Consider the following 19188-nt stretch of genomic DNA (forward strand, 5'->3'; position numbering starts at 1 on the left):
ATCAGGTTCTCTCCGTTTTACTCAACCACATCTCGTCCATTCCGCCACCGCGAATATGCATCGGATAGACATGCTCACTGCCATCAACCGCCACATCGACAAACACCAGACGGTTGTTGCGCACCTGCTCCAGCGCCTGTGCCAGTTTGCTTTCCAGCTCGTCAGGCGTGGTGATGCGTATTCCCACATGGCCATACGCTTCCGCCAGACGCACGAAATCCGGCAACGATTGCATATAGGATTGCGAGTGGCGACCGGAGTAAATCATGTCCTGCCACTGCTTCACCATGCCGAGATAACCGTTATTCAGGTTCAGCACCAGCACCGGCAGGTTGTACTGCAAGGCGGTGGAGAGTTCCTGAATGTTCATCTGAATACTGCCATCGCCGGTCACGCAGACTACCGTTTCATCCGGCAGCGCCATTTTCACGCCCAGCGCAGCGGGCAGGCCAAAGCCCATCGTGCCAAGACCGCCGGAGTTGATCCAGCGACGCGGTTTATTGAATGGATAATAGAGTGCAGCGAACATCTGATGCTGCCCCACGTCGGAGGTTACGTAAGCCTCACCTTCCGTCAGCCGCCAGATCGTTTCGATGACCGCCTGCGGCTTGATTTGATCGCTGTTTTTGTCGTAGCTAAGGCAGTGACGCGCGCGCCACTGCTCGATTTGTTGCCACCAGTCGCGGATCTCATCCAGCGGCTGCATTGTCTCTTCTTGATCCAGCAGTTCCAGCATCTGCTCCAGCACCAGCCGCGCATCGCCAACGATCGGAATATCCGCCGCAACGGTTTTCGAGATCGAGGTCGGATCGATATCAATGTGCAGCACGGTGGCATCCGGGCAGTATTTCGCCAGATTATTGGTGGTGCGATCGTCAAAGCGCACGCCAACGGCGAAGATCACATCGGAATTGTGCATCGTCATGTTGGCTTCATAGGTGCCGTGCATGCCCAACATACCCAGCGCCTGCTGATGCGTTGCCGGGAATGCGCCGAGCCCCATCAGCGATGACGCCACCGGCAGATTCAGTTTTTCAATCAGCGTGCGTAATTGTTCATGGCACTCGGCGTTAACCGCCCCGCCACCGACGTAAACGACTGGTTTTTTAGCTGCCACCAGCGTTTGCAGCGCGCGCTTAATTTGCCCTTTGTGCCCGGTGGTGGTCGGGTTATAGGAGCGCATGCTGACCGAATCGGGGTAGTGATACGGCAGCTTATTCGCCGGGTTGAGAATATCTTTCGGCAGATCCACGACGACCGGGCCAGGGCGACCGCTGGCCGCCAGCCAGAAGGCTTTCTTCAGTACACCCGGAATATCTTCCGTCTGCTTCACCAGGAAGCTGTGCTTCACGACCGGGCGGGAGATCCCCACCATGTCGCACTCCTGAAAGGCGTCATAGCCAATCAGCGAGGTCGCCACCTGACCTGAAAGCACCACCAACGGGATGGAGTCCATATACGCTGTTGCAATACCCGTAATCGCGTTGGTCGCGCCCGGCCCGGATGTCACCAGCACCACGCCGACTTCACCGGTCGCGCGCGCAAGGCCATCCGCCATATGCACCGCCGCCTGCTCATGGCGCACCAGCACATGATCGATTCCGCCAACGGTATGCAGCGCATCGTAGATATCGAGGACCGCGCCCCCGGGATAGCCAAAGACCTGCTTCACGCCCTGATCGATTAACGACCGGACGACCATCTCGGCGCCAGACAACATCTCCATGGTTTGCCTCCAGGCTGATATTTTGATGATGGCAGAATTCATTTCCGCGCAATCATGCCGCACGGTCAGCCAACTGACCGCGCATGCTTATGTAATTACCATAATGAAACAACATAACCGCTCAGCATCAGGCAGGCAATCGGCGTAACTACGGAGTCTTAAAGGGGAAAAAGAAGAAAAGAAAGCAAACAACAATAAAGGTGGTGGAATAATTCAACGATAAGAAAAGCGTTTGGCAGATACTCGGAGGAATACGCGTTTCGTAGCAAAACCTCCATTTTTTATCACCCGACGACAAATCATCACGGGCAACAACAGAATAAAATTCTTTATTTTTACTTCAGTACAAAATAAACCGGATGCTTTCACATCCGGCTATTCTTTTGTATTACTGATGACGGCAAACGTTCACCAGCAGCTCTTCCATCCACTGATGACCACGGTCCCTGCCGGCAGCTTCATGCCAGGAAAGATAGCAGGTACGGCTATTTACCTTCATTGGCAGCGGCAGAACCTGCAGCGCCAACTTCTCGGAAAACTCTTCAGCCAGCCAGCGTGGCGCAATGGCGACAAGATTCGTTTGCGACACCACATTTAATACGCTGATCAGCGCCATGCCCTGATAAGCAATGCGACTTTGTTTATCCGGTGTGTCATACCATGGTTGGCTAAATGATGCATAGCGATCCAACGCGACAACGGCATGCTCTTCCTGATACACAGAGTTTTCGGTTAACGGCCCATTGATGCGCGGATGTTTTTTGCTGGCGACCAATACCATCTCATCATTAAATAACGGTACGCAGGCAAATTCCGGGCGACGGAACTCTTCATATCCCAGAACGAATTCAATTTCCTGGTAGCGCAGCTGATGTTCGGTATTCTGATTTAAGGATGACTTAAATACTAAATGGATATTTGGTGCTATTTCTGCAACACGGTTAAAAATAATCGATGTTAAATAGTTATCCAGTGGGCTACATACGCAAAGATTAAATACGCGTTCGCTACTGACAGGTTCAAAACCCGACCCTGGCAGTTCATTTTGCACCAGTTGTAAAGCCTGGCGAACAGAACCGAAAAGCTGGAATGCACGCGCGGTGGGTTGAATACCACGACCATAGCGCACAAATAGCTCATCATTAAACATCACCTTCAAACGCGCCACCGCGTTACTGACCGCAGGCTGCGACATACCCAGCATATGTGCGGCACGAGTAATGTTTTGTTCCTGCATCACGGCGTCAAACACAGTCAGCAAGTTGAGGTCAACCATTCTGAGTTGAGGTTTGCTACTTTCATGAAGATTACCGCTATGCTGTTCCGGTTTCATTACTACACTTTCTGACTCCACTGTCATGCTAAACTCCCTTTGCAAAATCGCAGAAATATATTATGACAATATGATTTACCATGCATATAAGATCCAAAAAAGAGAAATTGATAAAATTAGGAATTCATAAAGGCCCAGAGGAGCCGAGTCCACAGAAGCCAGAAGGGAATTCATATCAGAAAAACTAATTAGATATAGTTTACCCATAGATTTGGTAAATAAACAACAGCACTTATAATTAACGATACTTTAAGTTTTATTAAACTGTTATATTTCCCGTTGAAATTTATTAACGTTTTTTTAGCAATCCCACTTCCGATATATTCACAATAAAAATATTTTAGTTGAAGAAACACTATTAAATCAGCGCGATAAGCCAGCGGCCCTGGCTCCACAACATCGTAAGCGATTGCCAAAAAATATTTTTATTTGCGACAAAATATAAAAATGATTGCCAGACCCAAAAACGATCCTCTGCATTTTGTGACATCCGTCAGCACAATTAGCTAATTCAAACCCTATCCAGGAAGGTCATTGGCAGAGGCTTTTAACCAACAAGTGTTGACATCAATCATCATATCCAGTACCACTAAAAGCATATCGAATTCATCTGGAGCATGACGACAATGATCCGCACTACTCGTTTCAACGGTCTACTACTACTAAACGCCTCTTTTGTGCGCGGTAGACTGCTGGACGACGTTAAGCGTTAAGTCATCATCCAGTAAGAATCAGAACCCGCGCCGTTGCGCGGGTTTTTTTTCGCTCGTAGCAAGGCGCCCCAAGTGAACTAAGGACCTCAAACATGAGCCAACAAGTCATTATCTTCGATACCACCTTACGTGACGGCGAACAGGCGTTACAGGCAAGCCTGAGTGTGAAAGAAAAACTGCAGATTGCCTTCGCCCTTGAGCGTATGGGCGTCGATGTGATGGAAGTCGGGTTTCCGGTCTCTTCACCGGGCGACTTCGAATCGGTACAGACCATTGCCCGCAACATTAAAAACAGCCGCGTCTGCGCACTGGCTCGTTGCGTCGAGCACGACATTGATGTGGCAGCCGAGTCCCTGAAAGTGGCCGAAGCATTCCGTATTCATACCTTTATCGCCACCTCACCGATGCACATCGCCACCAAGCTGCGCAGCACGCTGGACGAAGTGATTGAGCGCGCGGTGTACATGGTGAAACGTGCGCGTAACTACACCGACGACGTCGAGTTCTCTTGTGAAGATGCGGGGCGTACACCAATTGACCAGTTAGCGCGCGTGGTTGAAGCGGCCATTAACGCGGGCGCTACTACCATCAATATTCCGGATACCGTCGGTTACACCATGCCGTTCGAGTTCGGTAATATCATCACTGGCCTGTATGAGCGCGTACCGAATATCGATAAAGCGATTATCTCCGTTCACACCCATGACGATTTAGGCCTGGCCGTGGGCAACTCCATTGCCGCAGTCCATGCCGGTGCCCGTCAGGTTGAAGGCGCGATGAACGGTATCGGCGAGCGCGCCGGTAACTGCTCGCTGGAAGAGGTCATCATGGCCATTAAGGTGCGCAAAGACATCATGGATCTGCACACCAACATCAACCACAATGAAATCTGGCGTACCAGCCAGACCGTTAGCCAGATCTGCAATATGCCAATTCCGGCGAACAAAGCGATCATCGGCAGCGGCGCCTTCGCCCATTCCTCCGGTATTCACCAGGACGGCGTGCTGAAAAACCGCGAAAACTACGAAATCATGACCCCGGAATCTATCGGCCTGAATCAGGTACAGCTGAACCTGACCTCTCGCTCTGGCCGTGCGGCAGTGAAACACCGCATGGACGAGATGGGCTACAAAGAAACCGACTACAGCATGGATCAGCTGTACGACGCCTTCCTGAAGCTGGCAGACAAAAAAGGCCAGGTCTTCGATTACGACCTGGAAGCGCTGGCGTTCATCAACAAACAGCAGGAAGAGCCAGAACATTTCCGTCTGGACTACTTCAGCGTGCAGTCAGGTTCCAGCGATATCGCCACCGCCTCCGTCAAACTGGCCTGCGGCGATGAAGTGAAAGCCGAAGCCGCCAACGGTAACGGCCCGGTCGATGCCATTTACCACGCGATTAACCGTATCACGCAATACGACATCGAACTGGTGAAATACGGCCTGAGCGCCAAAGGCCACGGCAAAGATGCGCTGGGTCAGGTGGATATCGTCGTTACCCATAACGGTCGTCGCTTCCACGGCGTGGGCCTGGCGACTGACATCGTTGAATCCTCAGCGAAAGCGATGGTTCACGTCCTGAATAACATCTGGCGCGCCGCCGAAGTTGAAAAAGAGTTGCAACGCAAAGCTCAGAATAACGAGAACAAAAAGGAAACCGTGTAATGTCGAAGAATTACCATATTGCTGTGTTACCAGGTGACGGTATTGGCCCGGAAGTCATGACACAGGCTTTGAAAGTACTGGAAGCGATTCGTCAACGTTTCGATATGCGTATCACCACCAGCCACTACGATGTGGGCGGTATCGCGATTGATAATCACGGTACGCCGCTGCCGAAAGCCACCGTTGAAGGGTGCGAGCAGGCTGACGCGGTGCTGTTTGGCTCCGTAGGCGGCCCGAAATGGGAACACCTGCCGCCAAACGATCAACCTGAACGCGGCGCGCTGCTGCCGCTGCGTAAGCACTTCAAACTGTTCAGCAATCTGCGCCCGGCCAAACTGTATCAGGGGCTGGAGGAGTTCTGCCCGCTGCGCGCCGATATCGCCGCCAACGGTTTCGACATTCTCTGCGTGCGTGAACTGACCGGCGGTATCTACTTCGGCCAGCCGAAAGGCCGCGAAGGCAGTGGTCAGTACGAAAAAGCGTTTGATACCGAGGTGTATCACCGTTTCGAAATCGAACGTATTGCGCGCATCGCGTTTGAATCAGCGCGTAAACGCCGTCACAAAGTGACCTCAATTGATAAATCCAACGTATTGCAGTCCTCCATTCTGTGGCGTGAAATCGTTACCGAAATTGGCAGCGAGTATGCCGACGTTGAGCTGAACCATATGTATATCGATAACGCCACCATGCAGATGATCAAAGATCCGTCGCAGTTTGACGTGGTGCTGTGCTCCAACCTGTTCGGCGACATTCTCTCTGACGAATGCGCGATGATTACCGGCTCAATGGGCATGCTGCCTTCCGCCAGCCTGAATGAGCAAGGTTTCGGCCTGTATGAACCGGCGGGCGGATCTGCGCCGGATATCGCCGGGAAAAACATCGCCAACCCGATCGCTCAGATCCTGTCGCTGGCGCTGCTGCTGCGCTACAGCCTGGACGCGAACGACGCGGCAGATGCCATTGAAAATGCGATTAACCGCGCGCTGGAAGAAGGTATTCGCACCGGTGATTTAGCACGCGGCGGCGCGGCGGTCAGTACTGATGAAATGGGCGATATCGTGGCCCGCTATATCGCTGAAGGGGTGTAATCATGGCAAAGACGCTGTATGAAAAATTGTTCGATGCCCACGTGGTTTATGAAGCGCCCAGCGAAACGCCGCTGCTGTACATCGACCGTCATCTGGTGCACGAAGTCACCTCGCCACAGGCGTTTGATGGCCTGCGCGCGCACAATCGCCCGGTACGTCAGCCGGGTAAAACCTTCGCCACTATGGACCACAACGTTTCGACGCAAACCAAAGATATCAACGCGTCCGGCGAGATGGCCCGTATTCAGATGCAGGAACTGATTAAAAACTGCAACGCGTTCGGCGTTGAGTTGTACGACCTGAACCACCCGTATCAGGGTATCGTGCACGTGATGGGGCCGGAACAGGGCATCACCCTGCCGGGCATGACCATCGTCTGCGGCGACTCCCACACCGCCACCCACGGCGCATTTGGCGCGCTGGCGTTTGGTATCGGCACCTCCGAAGTGGAACACGTGCTGGCGACGCAAACCCTGAAACAGGGTCGCGCCAAAACCATGAAGATTGAAGTCAAAGGCACCGCCGCACCGGGCATCACCGCGAAAGACATCGTGCTGGCGATTATCGGCAAAACCGGCAGCGCAGGCGGCACCGGATATGTGGTCGAATTCTGCGGCGATGCCATCCGTGCGCTGAGCATGGAAGGCCGCATGACCCTGTGCAACATGGCGATTGAAATGGGCGCGAAAGCGGGCCTGGTCGCCCCGGATGACACCACCTTTAACTACGTCAAAGGCCGCCTGCACGCGCCGAAAGCGAAAGATTTCGACGATGCGGTCGCGTACTGGAAAACCCTGCATACGGATGAAGGCGCGAAATTTGACGCCACCGTCACCTTGCAGGCCGAAGAGATCGCTCCACAGGTGACGTGGGGCACCAACCCAGGGCAGGTTATCTCTGTTAATGACAACATTCCCGATCCGGCTTCGTTTGCCGATCCGGTTGAACGCGCGTCGGCGGAAAAAGCGCTGGCCTATATGGGCCTGAAATCGGGCGTACCGCTGACGGAAGTGGCGATCGATAAAGTGTTTATTGGATCCTGCACCAACTCGCGCATCGAAGATTTGCGCGCGGCGGCGGAAATCGCCAAAGGGCGTAAAGTCGCACCGGGCGTGCAGGCGCTGGTTGTGCCTGGCTCCGGCCCGGTAAAAGCGCAGGCAGAAGCGGAAGGTCTGGATAAGATCTTTATCGAAGCCGGCTTTGAGTGGCGCTTACCGGGCTGCTCCATGTGCCTGGCGATGAACAACGATCGCCTGAACCCAGGTGAGCGTTGCGCATCCACCAGCAACCGTAACTTTGAAGGCCGTCAGGGCCGTGGTGGCCGCACGCATCTGGTCAGCCCGGCAATGGCAGCGGCAGCTGCCGTTAGCGGTCATTTCGCCGATATTCGCAGTCTGAAATAAGGAAACCATCATGGCAGAGAAATTTACCCAACATACCGGGCTGGTGGTTCCGCTGGACGCGGCGAACGTCGATACCGACGCCATCATTCCAAAACAGTTTTTACAGAAAGTGACTCGCACCGGTTTTGGCGCGCACCTGTTCAACGACTGGCGTTTTCTGGACGATAAAGGCGAGCAGCCAAACCCGGAATTCGTGCTGAACTTCCCGGTGTACAAAGGCGCGTCGATTCTGCTGGCTCGGGAAAACTTTGGCTGCGGCTCCTCGCGTGAACACGCGCCGTGGGCGCTGACCGATTACGGTTTTAAAGTGGTCATTGCCCCAAGCTTCGCTGATATCTTCTACGGCAACAGCTTCAACAACCAGCTGCTGCCGGTGACGCTCAGCGATGCGCAGGTTGATGAACTGTTCGCGCTGGTGCAGGCGAATCCGGGCATCACCTTTGAGGTGGATCTGGAAGCGCAGGTGGTGAAAGCAGGCGAGAAGTCTTATAGCTTTAAGATTGATGATTTCCGCCGCCACTGCATGTTGAACGGCCTGGACAGCATCGGCCTGACACTGCAACACGAAGACGCCATTTCGGCGTATGAGAATAAGCAGCCGGCGTTTATGCGCTAGTGCAGCTGCGCCGGATGGCGCTGCGCTTATCCGGCCTACGGGACGGAGCCGTTGGTTGCCGGATGGCGCTGCGCTTATTCGGCCTACGGAACGGAGCCGTTGGTTGCCGGATGGCGCTGCGCTTATCCGGCCTACGGGCATGAATCCTTTGTAGGCCGGATAAGGCGTAGCCGCCATCCGGCGGTTTGATGCGCAACGCCCTTAAACGTCTTTCACCCGGCTGGTCATAAACAGCGTCACCAGCGAAATCCCGGCAATCACCCAATACACCATCGCGTGACCATAGCTTTGCGCAATGGCCCCCTGAATCACCCCGGCCAGAATCACGCCCGTGGAAATACTGTTGGTAAACAACGTCGTTGCTGAGCCTGCACGCCCCGGCATTAAATCCTGGAACCACAGCATGCCGATCCCGGCAACAATGCCGATAAACACCGCGTTAAACAGTTGCAAAATCAGCAGCGCCGTTTCGCTGTGAAACAGAATTAAGCCAATATAAAACAGCACGCCAAACGCCACCGATGTCACCATCATACGACGCTTACCAAAGCGTTTGACGTAATACCCCGCGAGGATCATCGCCGGAATTTCCAGCCCGGCGGCGGTACCCATCAGGATCCCGGCCAGTTTATCCGGCAGGCCGAGATCGCTACTGATCCACAGCGGCATGTCGATGATATACATGGTGTTGCAGGTCCACATCAGCGTCGAGGCGATAAACAGCATCCGCACGTTAGGATCGTTCCAGCCGCTGATCTGAGTGATTTCAACGTCCGCCGCCTGCTCAATACGCGCCACCGAGGGCAGCATCAGCGCAATCATCGCCAGGCTGATGGCAAAAATTCCGGCGGCAATGGCGAACATCATCGTAAAGCCGTAATTAAGCGCCAGCATAAACGCCAGCGGCGGGCCAATGACCCACGCCAGCGAGAGCTGCGCACGCATCACCGAGCTGAACATCACCACTTCCCGCGCCGAGCTGTCGGCATATTCGCGGGCCAGCGCAAACAGCTGCGGCATCGCGGCGTTGGCGATCGACGCCAGCAAAACGCCGCAGGTGATCAGCGTTAAATAGTGGCGATTAAACGCGAACAGCAGCGCGTTACCCACCGCCATCAGGCAGCAGAACATGATGAGCTTGCGGCGATCGCCCTGGCTGTCGGAGCGTTTCGCCAGCCACAGGCTGACCAGAATCCCGGCGATGGCGTTGACCGTGTAAAACAGCCCAACCCAGAATGGCTGAGCGCCAACTTCCCGACTGAGAAACAGGCTCAGCGTCGGCGCCTGCAGCGCCCCCGCCACGCCCATCATAAACGCCACCAGCATAAAGGCCGCGTAGACACCGTTGAGACGTCGTCCCATCGTCATAATCCAGAGCATGAGAAATCCTTTAGCGCGCGAGAAATAAAAAAAGCCAGCAGATAATACCTGCTGGCAAATACTCAGTCACACATGATTTGGCGATTTAGTGTTCAGAGGTCGAGCGCGTAACCTCCCACTGCATCAGTTCTTCAAGCATTTTAAGGCGCATCCCTGCCAACTGGCGGGCCAGCCAGGAAACATGACGTGTTGCGTAAAAATAGCGCTGATAAAACTGACGTGTGGTTGACCTCTTCATGTTCACCTCCCCGCTTCATCGAGATTGATTATTGGCTTAATATAGGGATTAATAAATTGCTGAGTTTTTATCAGGAGTTCCTCTTTTATGCCTTCTGGTCGACTGCAACAACAATTCATCCGTTTGTGGCAATGCTGCGACGGCAAAGCGCAGGAAACGACGCTGAACGAACTGGCGGAGCTGCTGAGCTGCTCGCGTCGCCATATGCGAACCCTGTTAAACACCATGGAAGCGCGGGGCTGGCTAACCTGGGAAGCCGAGGCCGGGCGGGGTAAACGCTCGCGTTTAACCTTCCTCTATACCGGGCTGGCATTGCAGCAGCAGCGGGCGGAAGACCTGCTGGAGCAGGACAGAATTGACCAACTGGTGCAGCTGGTTGGCGACAAATCGACGGTGCGACAAATGCTGGTCTCCCACCTGGGACGCAGCTTTCGCCAGGGGAAGCACATTCTGCGCGTGCTCTACTACCGCCCGATGCAAAATCTGTTGCCCGGTACGGCGTTACGTCGATCAGAAACCCATATCGCGCGGCAAATTTTCAGCGCCCTGACGCGCATAAATGAGGAAAACGGGGAACTGGAAGCCGATATTGCGCACCACTGGAAGGAGATATCCCCTCTGCACTGGCGCTTTTATTTGCGCCCCGGCATTCATTTCCATCATGGTCGCGAGCTGGAGATGGAAGACATTATCCATTCGCTGGAACGCATTAACAGGCTGCCGCTCTATTCTCATATCACTCAAATAGTGTCACCGACCGCATGGACGCTGGATATCCATCTCTCCCACGCGGACCGCTGGCTACCGTGGCTGCTCGGTCATACTCCGGCAATGATCCTGCCGCACGAGTGGTCATCCATGCCGCATTTCTCCCGCCAGCCGGTAGGTACCGGCCCTTACGCGGTGGTGCGCAATAACCAGAACCAGCTCAAAATCCACGCTTTCGAAGAGTATTTCGGTTTTCGTGCATTAATAGATGAAGTGAATGTTTGGGTGTTACCCGACGTGGCGGAAGATCTCAGCTGTGGCCTGACGTTGCAGGGCACCACCCAGAGCGAACAGGCCGTCGAAAGTCGTCTTGAAGAGGGGTGCTACTATCTGCTGTTTGACGCCCGCTCGTCGCGCGGCGCCAATCACCACGTACGCCAGTGGCTAAGCCACGTGCTGGCCCCGGCGAATTTGCTCTATCACGCCAGCGAACAGTATCAGCAGTACTGGTTCCCGGCCTACGGCCTGCTGCCGCGCTGGCACCACGCGCACAGTAAAACCCACGAAAAACCCGCTGGGCTGGAGCGCATCACGATTGGTTTCTATCGCGACCACGTCGAACATAAAGTGATTGCCCGCATCATGGCGCAACTGCTGGCCGAACATCAGGTCACACTGGAGGTCAACGAAGTGGACTACGACGAATGGCACAGCGGCGAAGTGGTTAGCGATGTGTGGCTCAACAGCGCCAACTTCACGCTACCGTTAAACTTCTCCCTGTTCGCGCATCTTTGCGAAGTGCCGCTGCTTCAACACTGCATCGCCCGCGACTGGCAGGCAGATATCCGCCAGTGGCATGCGGGCGAGCTGGATCTCCCCACCTGGTGCAAGCAGTTGCTGGAGCAGCAGGCGATTGTGCCGCTCATCCACCACTGGCTGCGCATTCAGGGGCAACGCAGTATGCGCGGCGTGCGCATGAACACCCTCGGCTGGTTCGACTTTAAATCCGCGTGGTTCGCTCCGCCGGATCCATAGCGCTTTTGATTTATTCACGTAATCATTACAATAGCGAGCTACTCAACGGGGTGCAGAAGTCTGCTGAGATTAAACCCGTCGAACCTGATCCGGATAACGCCGGCGGAGGGATTTGAGGCCAACTCAAAATCCTTTGCCACCTGCTCACTGAGGTGCAAAGTGTTAAAAAAATGTCTGCCGCTGTTGGCGCTTCTCGCCCTGCCAGCTTTCGCCAAACCGGTACTCACGGTTTACACCTACGACTCCTTCGCCGCCGACTGGGGCCCAGGCCCGGTGGTGAAAAAAGCCTTTGAAGCCGACTGTGCCTGCGAGCTGAAATTCGTGGCGCTGGAAGATGGCGTATCACTGCTTAACCGCCTGCGCATGGAAGGGAAAAAGAGCAAAGCCGACGTGGTGCTGGGGCTGGATAACAATCTGCTGCAGGCCGCCAGCCAGACAAAATTGTTCGCCAAAAGCGGCATTCCGGCAAGCGCCGTTACCGTTCCCGGCGGCTGGAAAGATGACACCTTTGTTCCCTTCGATTACGGCTATTTCGCCTTCGTTTACGATAAAAACAAACTGAAGAACCCGCCGAAAAGCCTGAAAGAACTGGTCGAGAGCGACCAGAAATGGCGCGTGATTTATCAGGACCCGCGCACCAGCACGCCGGGCCTGGGCCTGCTGCTGTGGATGCAAAAAGTGTATGGCGACAAAACAGCTGAAGCCTGGCAGAAACTGGCGGCGAAAACCGTCACCGTGACCAAAGGCTGGAGCGAAGCGTATGGTTTATTCCTGAAAGGGGAAAGCGACCTGGTGCTGAGCTACACCACCTCTCCGGCGTATCACATTATCGAAGAGAAAAAAGAGAACTACGCCGCCGCCTCATTTGCCGAAGGGCACTACCTGCAGGTCGAAGTCGCCGCGCGTACCGCCGCCAGCAAACAGCCTGAGCTGGCCGAAAAATTCCTCAAGTTTATGGTTTCCCCGGCGTTCCAGCAGGCCATCCCGACGGGTAACTGGATGTATCCGGTGGCCGACGTGACGCTGCCAAAAGGCTTTGATTCACTCGTCAAACCGCAAACTGCGCTGGAATTTACCCCGCAGGACGTCGCTGCACAGCGTCAGAACTGGATTGCGACATGGCAACGCGCCGTCAGCCGTTAATTCCCGGCTGGATTTGGCCAGGAATGACGGCGGCGACGCTTATCGTCGCCGTGGCCCTGGCCGCCTTTCTGGCACTGTGGTTTAGCGCCCCGGAAGCCAGCTGGCAGACGCTGCTGGCAGATAGCTACCTCTGGCACGTCGTGCGTTTCTCCTTCTGGCAGGCGTTTCTCTCCGCGCTACTGTCGGTGGTGCCCGCTATTTTCCTCGCCCGCGCGCTCTATCGCCGCCGTTTCCCTGGCCGCGAAACGTTGCTGCGCCTGTGCGCCATGACGCTGATTTTGCCCGTGCTGGTCGCGGTATTCGGCATCCTCAGCGTCTACGGGCGTCAGGGCTGGCTGGCGCAGATATTCACATCACTCGGGCTGGAGTGGCATTTCTCGCCTTATGGATTGCAGGGCATCCTGCTGGCGCACGTCTTCTTCAACATGCCAATGGCGACCCGCCTGCTGCTTCAGGCGCTGGAACAAATTCCCGGCGAGCAGCGCCAGCTTGCCGCGCAGCTTGGTATGCGCGGATTTAACTTCTTTCGCTTCGTGGAATGGCCCTGGTTGCGTCGGCAAATTCTGCCCATCAGCACGCTGATCTTTATGCTCTGTTTTGCCAGCTTTGCCACCGTGCTATCGCTGGGCGGCGGGCCGAAAGCAACGACCATTGAACTGGCGATTTATCAGGCGCTTAATTTTGATTATGACCCGGCGCGAGCGGCGATGCTTGCGCTTATCCAGATGGCGTGCTGCCTGACGCTGGTGCTGGTTAGCCAGCGTCTGAGCAAGGCGATTGCCGTCGGTAATACGCAAATGCAGGGCTGGCGTGACCCGGACGATCGTCTGTACAACCGTCTTGGCGATGGCCTGCTGATCACGCTGGCCCTGTTATTGATGCTGCCGCCGCTGCTGGCGGTGCTGGTCGATGGCATCAACCCGGCAATGCTCAACGCCCTGCTACAGCCGCCGCTCTGGCAGGCGCTGTGGACCTCGCTGCGCATCGCCGTCGCCGCTGGCGTGCTCAGCGTGGTGCTGACCATGATGCTGCTGTGGAGCAGCCGCGAGCTACGCGCGCATAACGCGCCACTCGCCGGGCAGACGCTGGAACTGAGCGGCATGTTGATTCTTGCTATGCCGGGGATTGTGCTTGCGACCGGCTTTTTCCTGCTGCTGAACAACACCGTCGGTCTGCCCGATTCCGCCGATGGCATGGTGATTTTCGCCAATGCGCTGATGGCCATCCCCTACGCGTTGAAAGTACTGGAAACGCCGATGCGCGATATTACCGCGCGTTATACACCGCTGTGTGAGTCGCTGGGGCTGGCCGGTTTTAATCGCCTGAAGGTGGTGGAACTGCGCGCGCTAAAACGCCCATTGGCTCAGGCGCTGGCTTTCGCCTGCGTGCTCTCCATTGGCGATTTCGGCGTGGTGGCGCTGTTTGGCAATGACGATTTCCGCACGCTACCGTTTTATCTTTATCAGCAAATAGGCTCTTATCGCAGCCAGGATGGCGCGGTGACCGCCCTGCTTCTGCTGTTGCTCTGTTTCCTGCTTTTTACCGTGATTGAAAAACTACCGGGACGCCATGCTAAAACTCAATGATGTTACCTGGCTTTATCAGCATTTGCCGATGCGCTTTAGCCTCTCCGTGGCGCAGGGCGAAACCCTCGCTATTCTTGGGCCGAGCGGGGCGGGGAAAAGTACGCTGCTGAATTTGGTTGCCGGTTTTCTGACGCCCGCCAGCGGTGAAATTGTGATTAACAGCGAAACGCATACCCGCACGCCGCCCGCGCGTCGCCCGGTATCGATGCTGTTTCAGGAAAACAACTTGTTCAGCCACCTGAGCGTGCAGCAAAACATCGGGCTGGGGATGTCGCCTTCGCTGAAGCTGAACGACGCGCAAAAGCAGAAGTTGCAGGCAATCGCGCACCAGATGGGGCTTGAGTCCTTGCTGACGCGCCTGCCCGGTGAGCTTTCCGGCGGCCAGCGTCAACGCGTGGCGCTGGCGCGTTGTCTGGTGCGTCAGCAGCCGATTTTGCTGCTGGATGAACCTTTCTCCGCCCTCGACCCGGCACTACGCCAGGAGATGTTGCAACTGGTGAAAGCGGTATGTGAACGCGAGCAGATGACGCTGCTGATGGTGTCGCATAGCGTGGAAGATGCGGCGCGGATTGCGCCACGCGCGATAGTGGTCGCCGACGGGCGTATTGCGTGGGATGGCGAAACGACGGCGCTATTAAGCGGACACGCCAGCGCGTCGCACTTACTCGGCATCGCTGCGCCGGATGGCGCTTCGCTTATCCGGCCTACTCGTTAACATCCATTTTTGTACGCCGCCATCCGGCAAACTGCGCTAAAGCCCAACCACCTTACGCAAAATTTCGATGTAAACGGGCATCAACGGATGGCGGATTGCCGCCACCAGCGCCACGACGCCCACTCCGAGCATCAGCGGAGCCACCCACAGCAAACGCTGGCGCGGCAGGTAATCGGTCAGACGATCTTTCGCTGCTTTTCCGCTGCGCCATAAGCGCCAGCAAAGCCACGCGGCTACCCATAACAGCAGCGCCGTACCCAGCAGCAACCACTTAAAGCCACCGCTTTGCATATCATCAGGAATATCAATCGCGGCCCCCGCCAGAATCCCCGGCAGGAAGTAAATCGGCGGCCAGAGCAGGCAACCAATAATATTCGGCGGAATAAACTTTGCGACCGGCAGGTCGAGCATCCCGGCGACCATCGGTACCACCGGACGCGTTGGCCCGACAAAGCGCCCAACCAGAATGGTGAACATGCTGTGCTGGTGCAGCGCGTGCTCGGTTTTATCCAGCAGCGCCTTGTTCTTTTTCATAAACGACCAGCGGTGCAGCGGCTTTTTAAAGCGCCAGCCGAGCCAGAAGGAGATCCAGTCGCCCAGCAAACAGCCGACAATACCGACCAGCCACGCCTGCCAAAAATTAACCTCGCCGCTACCAATCAGTGCGCCCAGACCCGCCATCATCACCGTGCCCGGCAAAATCAGACCGACCAGCGCTAATGATTCCAGAAAAGCCACCAGCGCCACCGCGACAAGTGAATAGGTCGTGGACTGGGTAATAAAGTGTTCCAGCAGTGCTTGCATAGTGTGTCCGGTTTGAAAACGAATCGGGGATTCTGGTCATCACCCCGACTTTCGTCAAGCCATCAATTGTCTGAATAGTTTACTGTCAAAGACAATACTCCACACACCGCCTTTCCTTTTCTTTACTTTTTATTCACAACCTGCGCGGAATTCGCTCGGGCTGGCGCCGGTACATTTCTTAAAGACGCGAGAAAAATAGAGCTGATCTTCAAAACCGACGTTACGCCCCACGGTAGCAATCGGCATACGCGTAGTGCTGAGCAGCAATTTCGCCTGACTGATGCGTTGATCTTCGCGCCAGCTCAGCACGCTGACGCCAAGCTGCTGGCGAAACAGATGCGACAGCCGCGACGGTGACAGGCAAACATGTTGGGCAACGCTTGCGATATCGAAATGGCTATCGGCGAGGTGATCGCTGATGTACTGGCAGGCATCGCGTACCCGGTTATCCATCGGCGGATGCAGCGATTCATTGATGGCTTCCATGCGTCGCAGCAGTAGCTGTTCCAGCAGGTTGATCGCCAGCAGTTCTGAATAGCGCCCAACACCCTGCCCGGCATCAATAATTTGCCCAAACAGCGCGGAAATCGACGCCTGATGCGCTTCATCCGGGCGGAAAAAACCAGTTTGCGCATGAATGGTCGGCCAGTTCAGCCATTCATGCCAGTAGGCGCGAGGGCGGAAGTAAACCCACTGGTGATACCATTCGCTGGCGTCCGGATGACGCCCGTAGTGATGAATTTCGCCAGGCGGAAAGAGCAGCATATCGCCTTCGCGACAAATAAACTGTTGCCCCTGATTTTCAATTACGCCTTCCCCTTTCACCGTCAGGTTAAGAATAAACCCCTTCATGCCCAGCGGCCGGTCGATAAAGAAATCGAGATAGCCTCCGGCATCAATCGGTGTTAGCCCGGCGACCAGGTGCGCGTTAAAGGAGTAACCCGGCAGCAGGGGATCGTTTTGCAATTCAGGCATTTTCAGTCTGCTCTCCGCATGTTTTGAAGAAACCAATTATCCATATTCACGTTTTCACCCTTCCCGGCGACCTGTGCAAACCATCACCGCTCACGATAAACATTTAACCCCGCGACAAACCGCGATTTTGATAACAATTCCGCGAGACATACGGTTTCTGGCGTGTAACAGAAGTGTCTATAAAGACGGCAGAAAAGTCCACATTGAATATTTGCACAGCGTCACACTTTGGGATGTGACAGCAAAATTATCCATAAGATTAGCGGTTCCTGCCTGACGATTTTTCCGGGCGATCGCTAGTGTTAACCCATCCTGTTTTATTACGATGGAGTGACACGATGGCAATCGCAATTGGCCTCGATTTTGGCAGCGACTCGGTCCGCGCCCTGGCAGTGGAGTGCGCGAATGGCGAAGAGATCGCCACCAGCGTTGAATGGTATCCGCGCTGGCAGGAGGGCCGCTTCTGCGACGCCCCGAATAACCGTTTTCGCCACCACCCGCGCGACTACATTGAGTCGATGGAAGCGGCGCTAAAAAGCGTGCTGGCACAGCTCACCGACGCTCAACGGGCCGACGTGGTCGGGATTGGCGTTGACAGCACCGGTTCAACCCCTGCGCCGATTGACGCCGACGGCAACGTACTGGCGCTGCGCGACGAGTTCGCCGAAAACCCGAACGCCATGTTTGTGCTGTGGAAAGACCACACCGCCGTGGAAGAAGCCGAAGCCATCACTCGCCTGTGCCATCAGCCGGGCAAAGAAGACTACTCGCGCTACATTGGCGGCATTTACTCCAGCGAATGGTTCTGGGCCAAAATTCTGCACGTTACCCGCGAAGACAGCGCGGTCGCACAGGCCGCCGCGTCATGGATTGAGCTGTGCGACTGGGTTCCGGCGCTGCTTTCCGGCACCACGCGTCCGCAGGATATTCGCCGTGGCCGCTGTAGCGCCGGGCATAAATCCCTGTGGCATGAGAGCTGGGGCGGGCTGCCACCGGCGTCGTTCTTTGATGAGCTGGACCCAATCCTTAATCAGCACCTTCCCTGCCCGCTCTTTACCGACACCCTGACCGCCGATGTTCCGGTGGGCACGCTCACCGCGGAATGGGCGCAGCGTTTGGGGCTTTCCGAGAAAGTAGTGATATCCGGCGGTGCGTTTGACTGCCATATGGGCGCAGTCGGCGCGGGCGCACAGCCTAACGCGCTGGTGAAAGTTATCGGCACCTCCACCTGCGACATTCTTGTCGCGGAGAAAGAGAGCGTGGGCGATCGCACGGTGAAAGGCATTTGCGGCCAGGTTGACGGCAGCGTAGTGCCTGATTTTATCGGCATGGAAGCGGGCCAGTCGGCGTTCGGCGATATCTATGCGTGGTTTGGCCGCGTGCTGGGCTGGCCGCTGGAACAGCTCGCCGCTCAGCATCCTGAACTGAAGACGCAAATTAAAGAGAACCAGAAGCAACTCCTGCCTGCGCTGACCGAAGCCTGGGCCAACAATCCGTCTCTCGATCATCTGCCAGTGGTACTCGACTGGTTTAACGGCCGCCGCACGCCAAACGCCAACCAGCGTTTGAAAGGGGTGATCACCGACCTGAATCTGGCCACCGACGCACCGGCATTATTTGGCGGATTGATTGCTGCCACCGCCTTTGGCGCGCGCGCCATTATGGAGTGCTTCACCCACCAGGGTATCCCGGTAAATAACGTGATGGCGCTGGGCGGCATTGCGCGTAAAAACCGCGTCATCATGCAGGCCTGCTGCGACGTGCTCAACCGTCCGTTGCAGATTGTCGCCTCAGACCAGTGCTGCGCGCTCGGCGCTGCCATCTTTGCCGCCGTCGCCGCAGGCGTTTACCGCGATATCCCTGCCGCGCAGTCGCAAATGGCAAGCCGCGTCGAAAGTACGCTCCAGCCACGCCCGCAACAGGCGCAGCGCTTTGAAGAGCTTTATCAGCGCTACCAGCAATGGGCGCTGAGTGCCGAACAACACTATCTCCCTGTCGCTGCGCCATCGGCTACCACGCCGTCCGCCACAGCAGCGCTGACTCATTAAGGATACGACG

Annotated in this window: 16 protein-coding genes and 1 riboswitch; of the genes, 10 read left to right on the forward strand and 6 right to left on the reverse strand. The window is 55.7% G+C overall.

The window, feature by feature from the left end; all coding sequences use genetic code 11:
- Position 1: 1 nt before the first annotated feature.
- Together ilvI and leuO are read right to left on the reverse strand one after the other, a co-directional pair.
- Positions 2-1726, reverse strand: a complete 1725-nt coding sequence (gene ilvI, locus G163CM_RS14120; protein WP_231825384.1) for an acetolactate synthase 3 large subunit — start codon at positions 1724-1726, stop codon at positions 2-4.
- A gap of 388 nt (positions 1727-2114) precedes the next feature.
- Positions 2115-3086 carry a transcriptional regulator LeuO gene (gene leuO / locus G163CM_RS14125; protein ID WP_231825385.1) on the reverse strand — a complete coding sequence of 324 codons (972 nt, stop codon included), beginning with the start codon at positions 3084-3086 and terminating at the stop codon, positions 2115-2117.
- A 599-nt stretch (positions 3087-3685) separates the two neighbouring features.
- On the opposite strand from leuO, the gene leuL reads away from it, so the two are divergent.
- The 5 genes from leuL (at position 3686) to leuD (ending at position 8546) form a co-directional block, all read left to right on the forward strand.
- Positions 3686-3772 (forward strand): leu operon leader peptide, encoded by an 87-nt coding sequence (leuL, locus tag G163CM_RS23550; RefSeq protein ID WP_108475533.1) that lies wholly within the window; start codon positions 3686-3688, stop codon positions 3770-3772.
- Between the two features lie 92 nt (positions 3773-3864).
- Positions 3865-5436: a 2-isopropylmalate synthase gene (gene leuA / locus G163CM_RS14130; protein ID WP_231825386.1), complete on the forward strand. Its 1572-nt coding sequence runs from the start codon at positions 3865-3867 to the stop codon at positions 5434-5436.
- Complete coding sequence (gene leuB / locus G163CM_RS14135) at positions 5436-6527, forward strand: 3-isopropylmalate dehydrogenase (protein ID WP_231825387.1); 1092 nt, start codon at positions 5436-5438, stop codon at positions 6525-6527. The genes leuA and leuB overlap by 1 nt, the downstream gene beginning before the upstream one ends.
- A 2-nt stretch (positions 6528-6529) precedes the next feature.
- The gene (gene leuC / locus G163CM_RS14140) at positions 6530-7930 is read left to right on the forward strand and encodes a 3-isopropylmalate dehydratase large subunit (protein WP_231825388.1); all 1401 of its coding nucleotides are present in this window, start codon (positions 6530-6532) and stop codon (positions 7928-7930) included.
- 10 nt (positions 7931-7940) lie between these two features.
- Complete coding sequence (leuD, locus tag G163CM_RS14145; protein WP_231825389.1) at positions 7941-8546, forward strand: 3-isopropylmalate dehydratase small subunit; 606 nt, start codon at positions 7941-7943, stop codon at positions 8544-8546.
- A 201-nt stretch (positions 8547-8747) separates the two neighbouring features.
- Here leuD and G163CM_RS14150 read toward each other — a convergent pair whose 3' ends face one another.
- Together G163CM_RS14150 and sgrT are read right to left on the reverse strand one after the other, a co-directional pair.
- Positions 8748-9926: a sugar efflux transporter gene (locus G163CM_RS14150; RefSeq protein WP_231825390.1), complete on the reverse strand. Its 1179-nt coding sequence runs from the start codon at positions 9924-9926 to the stop codon at positions 8748-8750.
- Between the two features lie 85 nt (positions 9927-10011).
- The gene (sgrT, locus tag G163CM_RS14155; protein ID WP_231825391.1) at positions 10012-10164 is read right to left on the reverse strand and encodes a glucose uptake inhibitor SgrT; all 153 of its coding nucleotides are present in this window, start codon (positions 10162-10164) and stop codon (positions 10012-10014) included.
- 87 nt (positions 10165-10251) lie between these two features.
- On the opposite strand from sgrT, the gene sgrR reads away from it, so the two are divergent.
- From sgrR to thiQ, 4 genes are all read left to right on the forward strand, one after another.
- Positions 10252-11907, forward strand: a complete 1656-nt coding sequence (gene sgrR / locus G163CM_RS14160) for an HTH-type transcriptional regulator SgrR (RefSeq protein ID WP_231825392.1) — start codon at positions 10252-10254, stop codon at positions 11905-11907.
- Between the two features lie 36 nt (positions 11908-11943).
- Positions 11944-12036: riboswitch (TPP riboswitch) on the forward strand.
- 30 nt (positions 12037-12066) lie between these two features.
- Positions 12067-13050 carry a thiamine ABC transporter substrate binding subunit gene (gene thiB / locus G163CM_RS14165; RefSeq protein ID WP_231825393.1) on the forward strand — a complete coding sequence of 328 codons (984 nt, stop codon included), beginning with the start codon at positions 12067-12069 and terminating at the stop codon, positions 13048-13050.
- Positions 13026-14636, forward strand: a complete 1611-nt coding sequence (thiP, locus tag G163CM_RS14170; protein ID WP_231825394.1) for a thiamine/thiamine pyrophosphate ABC transporter permease ThiP — start codon at positions 13026-13028, stop codon at positions 14634-14636. The genes thiB and thiP overlap by 25 nt, the downstream gene beginning before the upstream one ends.
- Positions 14620-15351, forward strand: coding sequence for a thiamine ABC transporter ATP-binding protein ThiQ (gene thiQ, locus G163CM_RS14175; protein WP_231825395.1), 732 nt, complete (start codon positions 14620-14622; stop codon positions 15349-15351). The genes thiP and thiQ overlap by 17 nt, the downstream gene beginning before the upstream one ends.
- Positions 15352-15387: 36 nt before the next feature.
- Here thiQ and G163CM_RS14180 read toward each other — a convergent pair whose 3' ends face one another.
- Both G163CM_RS14180 and araC read right to left on the reverse strand, forming a co-directional pair.
- Positions 15388-16155: a DedA family protein gene (locus G163CM_RS14180; protein WP_015965944.1), complete on the reverse strand. Its 768-nt coding sequence runs from the start codon at positions 16153-16155 to the stop codon at positions 15388-15390.
- Positions 16156-16284: 129 nt separating this feature from the next.
- Positions 16285-17130, reverse strand: a complete 846-nt coding sequence (gene araC, locus G163CM_RS14185; protein ID WP_015965945.1) for an arabinose operon transcriptional regulator AraC — start codon at positions 17128-17130, stop codon at positions 16285-16287.
- A gap of 338 nt (positions 17131-17468) precedes the next feature.
- Here araC and araB point away from each other — a divergent pair, with 338 nt between their 5' ends.
- Positions 17469-19178 (forward strand): ribulokinase, encoded by a 1710-nt coding sequence (gene araB / locus G163CM_RS14190; RefSeq protein ID WP_231825396.1) that lies wholly within the window; start codon positions 17469-17471, stop codon positions 19176-19178.
- Positions 19179-19188 lie beyond the last annotated feature (10 nt).

It is taken from the genome of Pseudocitrobacter corydidari, from assembly GCF_021172065.1.
GTDB classification, from domain to species: Bacteria; Pseudomonadota; Gammaproteobacteria; order Enterobacterales; family Enterobacteriaceae; genus Pseudocitrobacter; species Pseudocitrobacter corydidari.

What these genes read in the sequence shown, in the direction of transcription:
- ilvI (WP_231825384.1), bottom strand. Translation starts at nt 1,726, where the DNA reads ATGGAGATGTTGTCTGGCGCCGAGATGGTCGTCCGGTCGTTAATCGAT.
- leuO (WP_231825385.1), bottom strand. Translation starts at nt 3,086, where the DNA reads ATGACAGTGGAGTCAGAAAGTGTAGTAATGAAACCGGAACAGCATAGC.
- leuL (WP_108475533.1), top strand. Translation starts at nt 3,686, where the DNA reads ATGATCCGCACTACTCGTTTCAACGGTCTACTACTACTAAACGCCTCT.
- leuA (WP_231825386.1), top strand. Translation starts at nt 3,865, where the DNA reads ATGAGCCAACAAGTCATTATCTTCGATACCACCTTACGTGACGGCGAA.
- leuB (WP_231825387.1), top strand. Translation starts at nt 5,436, where the DNA reads ATGTCGAAGAATTACCATATTGCTGTGTTACCAGGTGACGGTATTGGC.
- leuC (WP_231825388.1), top strand. Translation starts at nt 6,530, where the DNA reads ATGGCAAAGACGCTGTATGAAAAATTGTTCGATGCCCACGTGGTTTAT.
- leuD (WP_231825389.1), top strand. Translation starts at nt 7,941, where the DNA reads ATGGCAGAGAAATTTACCCAACATACCGGGCTGGTGGTTCCGCTGGAC.
- G163CM_RS14150 (WP_231825390.1), bottom strand. Translation starts at nt 9,926, where the DNA reads ATGCTCTGGATTATGACGATGGGACGACGTCTCAACGGTGTCTACGCG.
- sgrT (WP_231825391.1), bottom strand. Translation starts at nt 10,164, where the DNA reads ATGAAGAGGTCAACCACACGTCAGTTTTATCAGCGCTATTTTTACGCA.
- sgrR (WP_231825392.1), top strand. Translation starts at nt 10,252, where the DNA reads ATGCCTTCTGGTCGACTGCAACAACAATTCATCCGTTTGTGGCAATGC.
- thiP (WP_231825394.1), top strand. Translation starts at nt 13,026, where the DNA reads ATGGCAACGCGCCGTCAGCCGTTAATTCCCGGCTGGATTTGGCCAGGA.
- thiQ (WP_231825395.1), top strand. Translation starts at nt 14,620, where the DNA reads ATGCTAAAACTCAATGATGTTACCTGGCTTTATCAGCATTTGCCGATG.
- G163CM_RS14180 (WP_015965944.1), bottom strand. Translation starts at nt 16,155, where the DNA reads ATGCAAGCACTGCTGGAACACTTTATTACCCAGTCCACGACCTATTCA.
- araC (WP_015965945.1), bottom strand. Translation starts at nt 17,130, where the DNA reads ATGCCTGAATTGCAAAACGATCCCCTGCTGCCGGGTTACTCCTTTAAC.
- araB (WP_231825396.1), top strand. Translation starts at nt 17,469, where the DNA reads ATGGCAATCGCAATTGGCCTCGATTTTGGCAGCGACTCGGTCCGCGCC.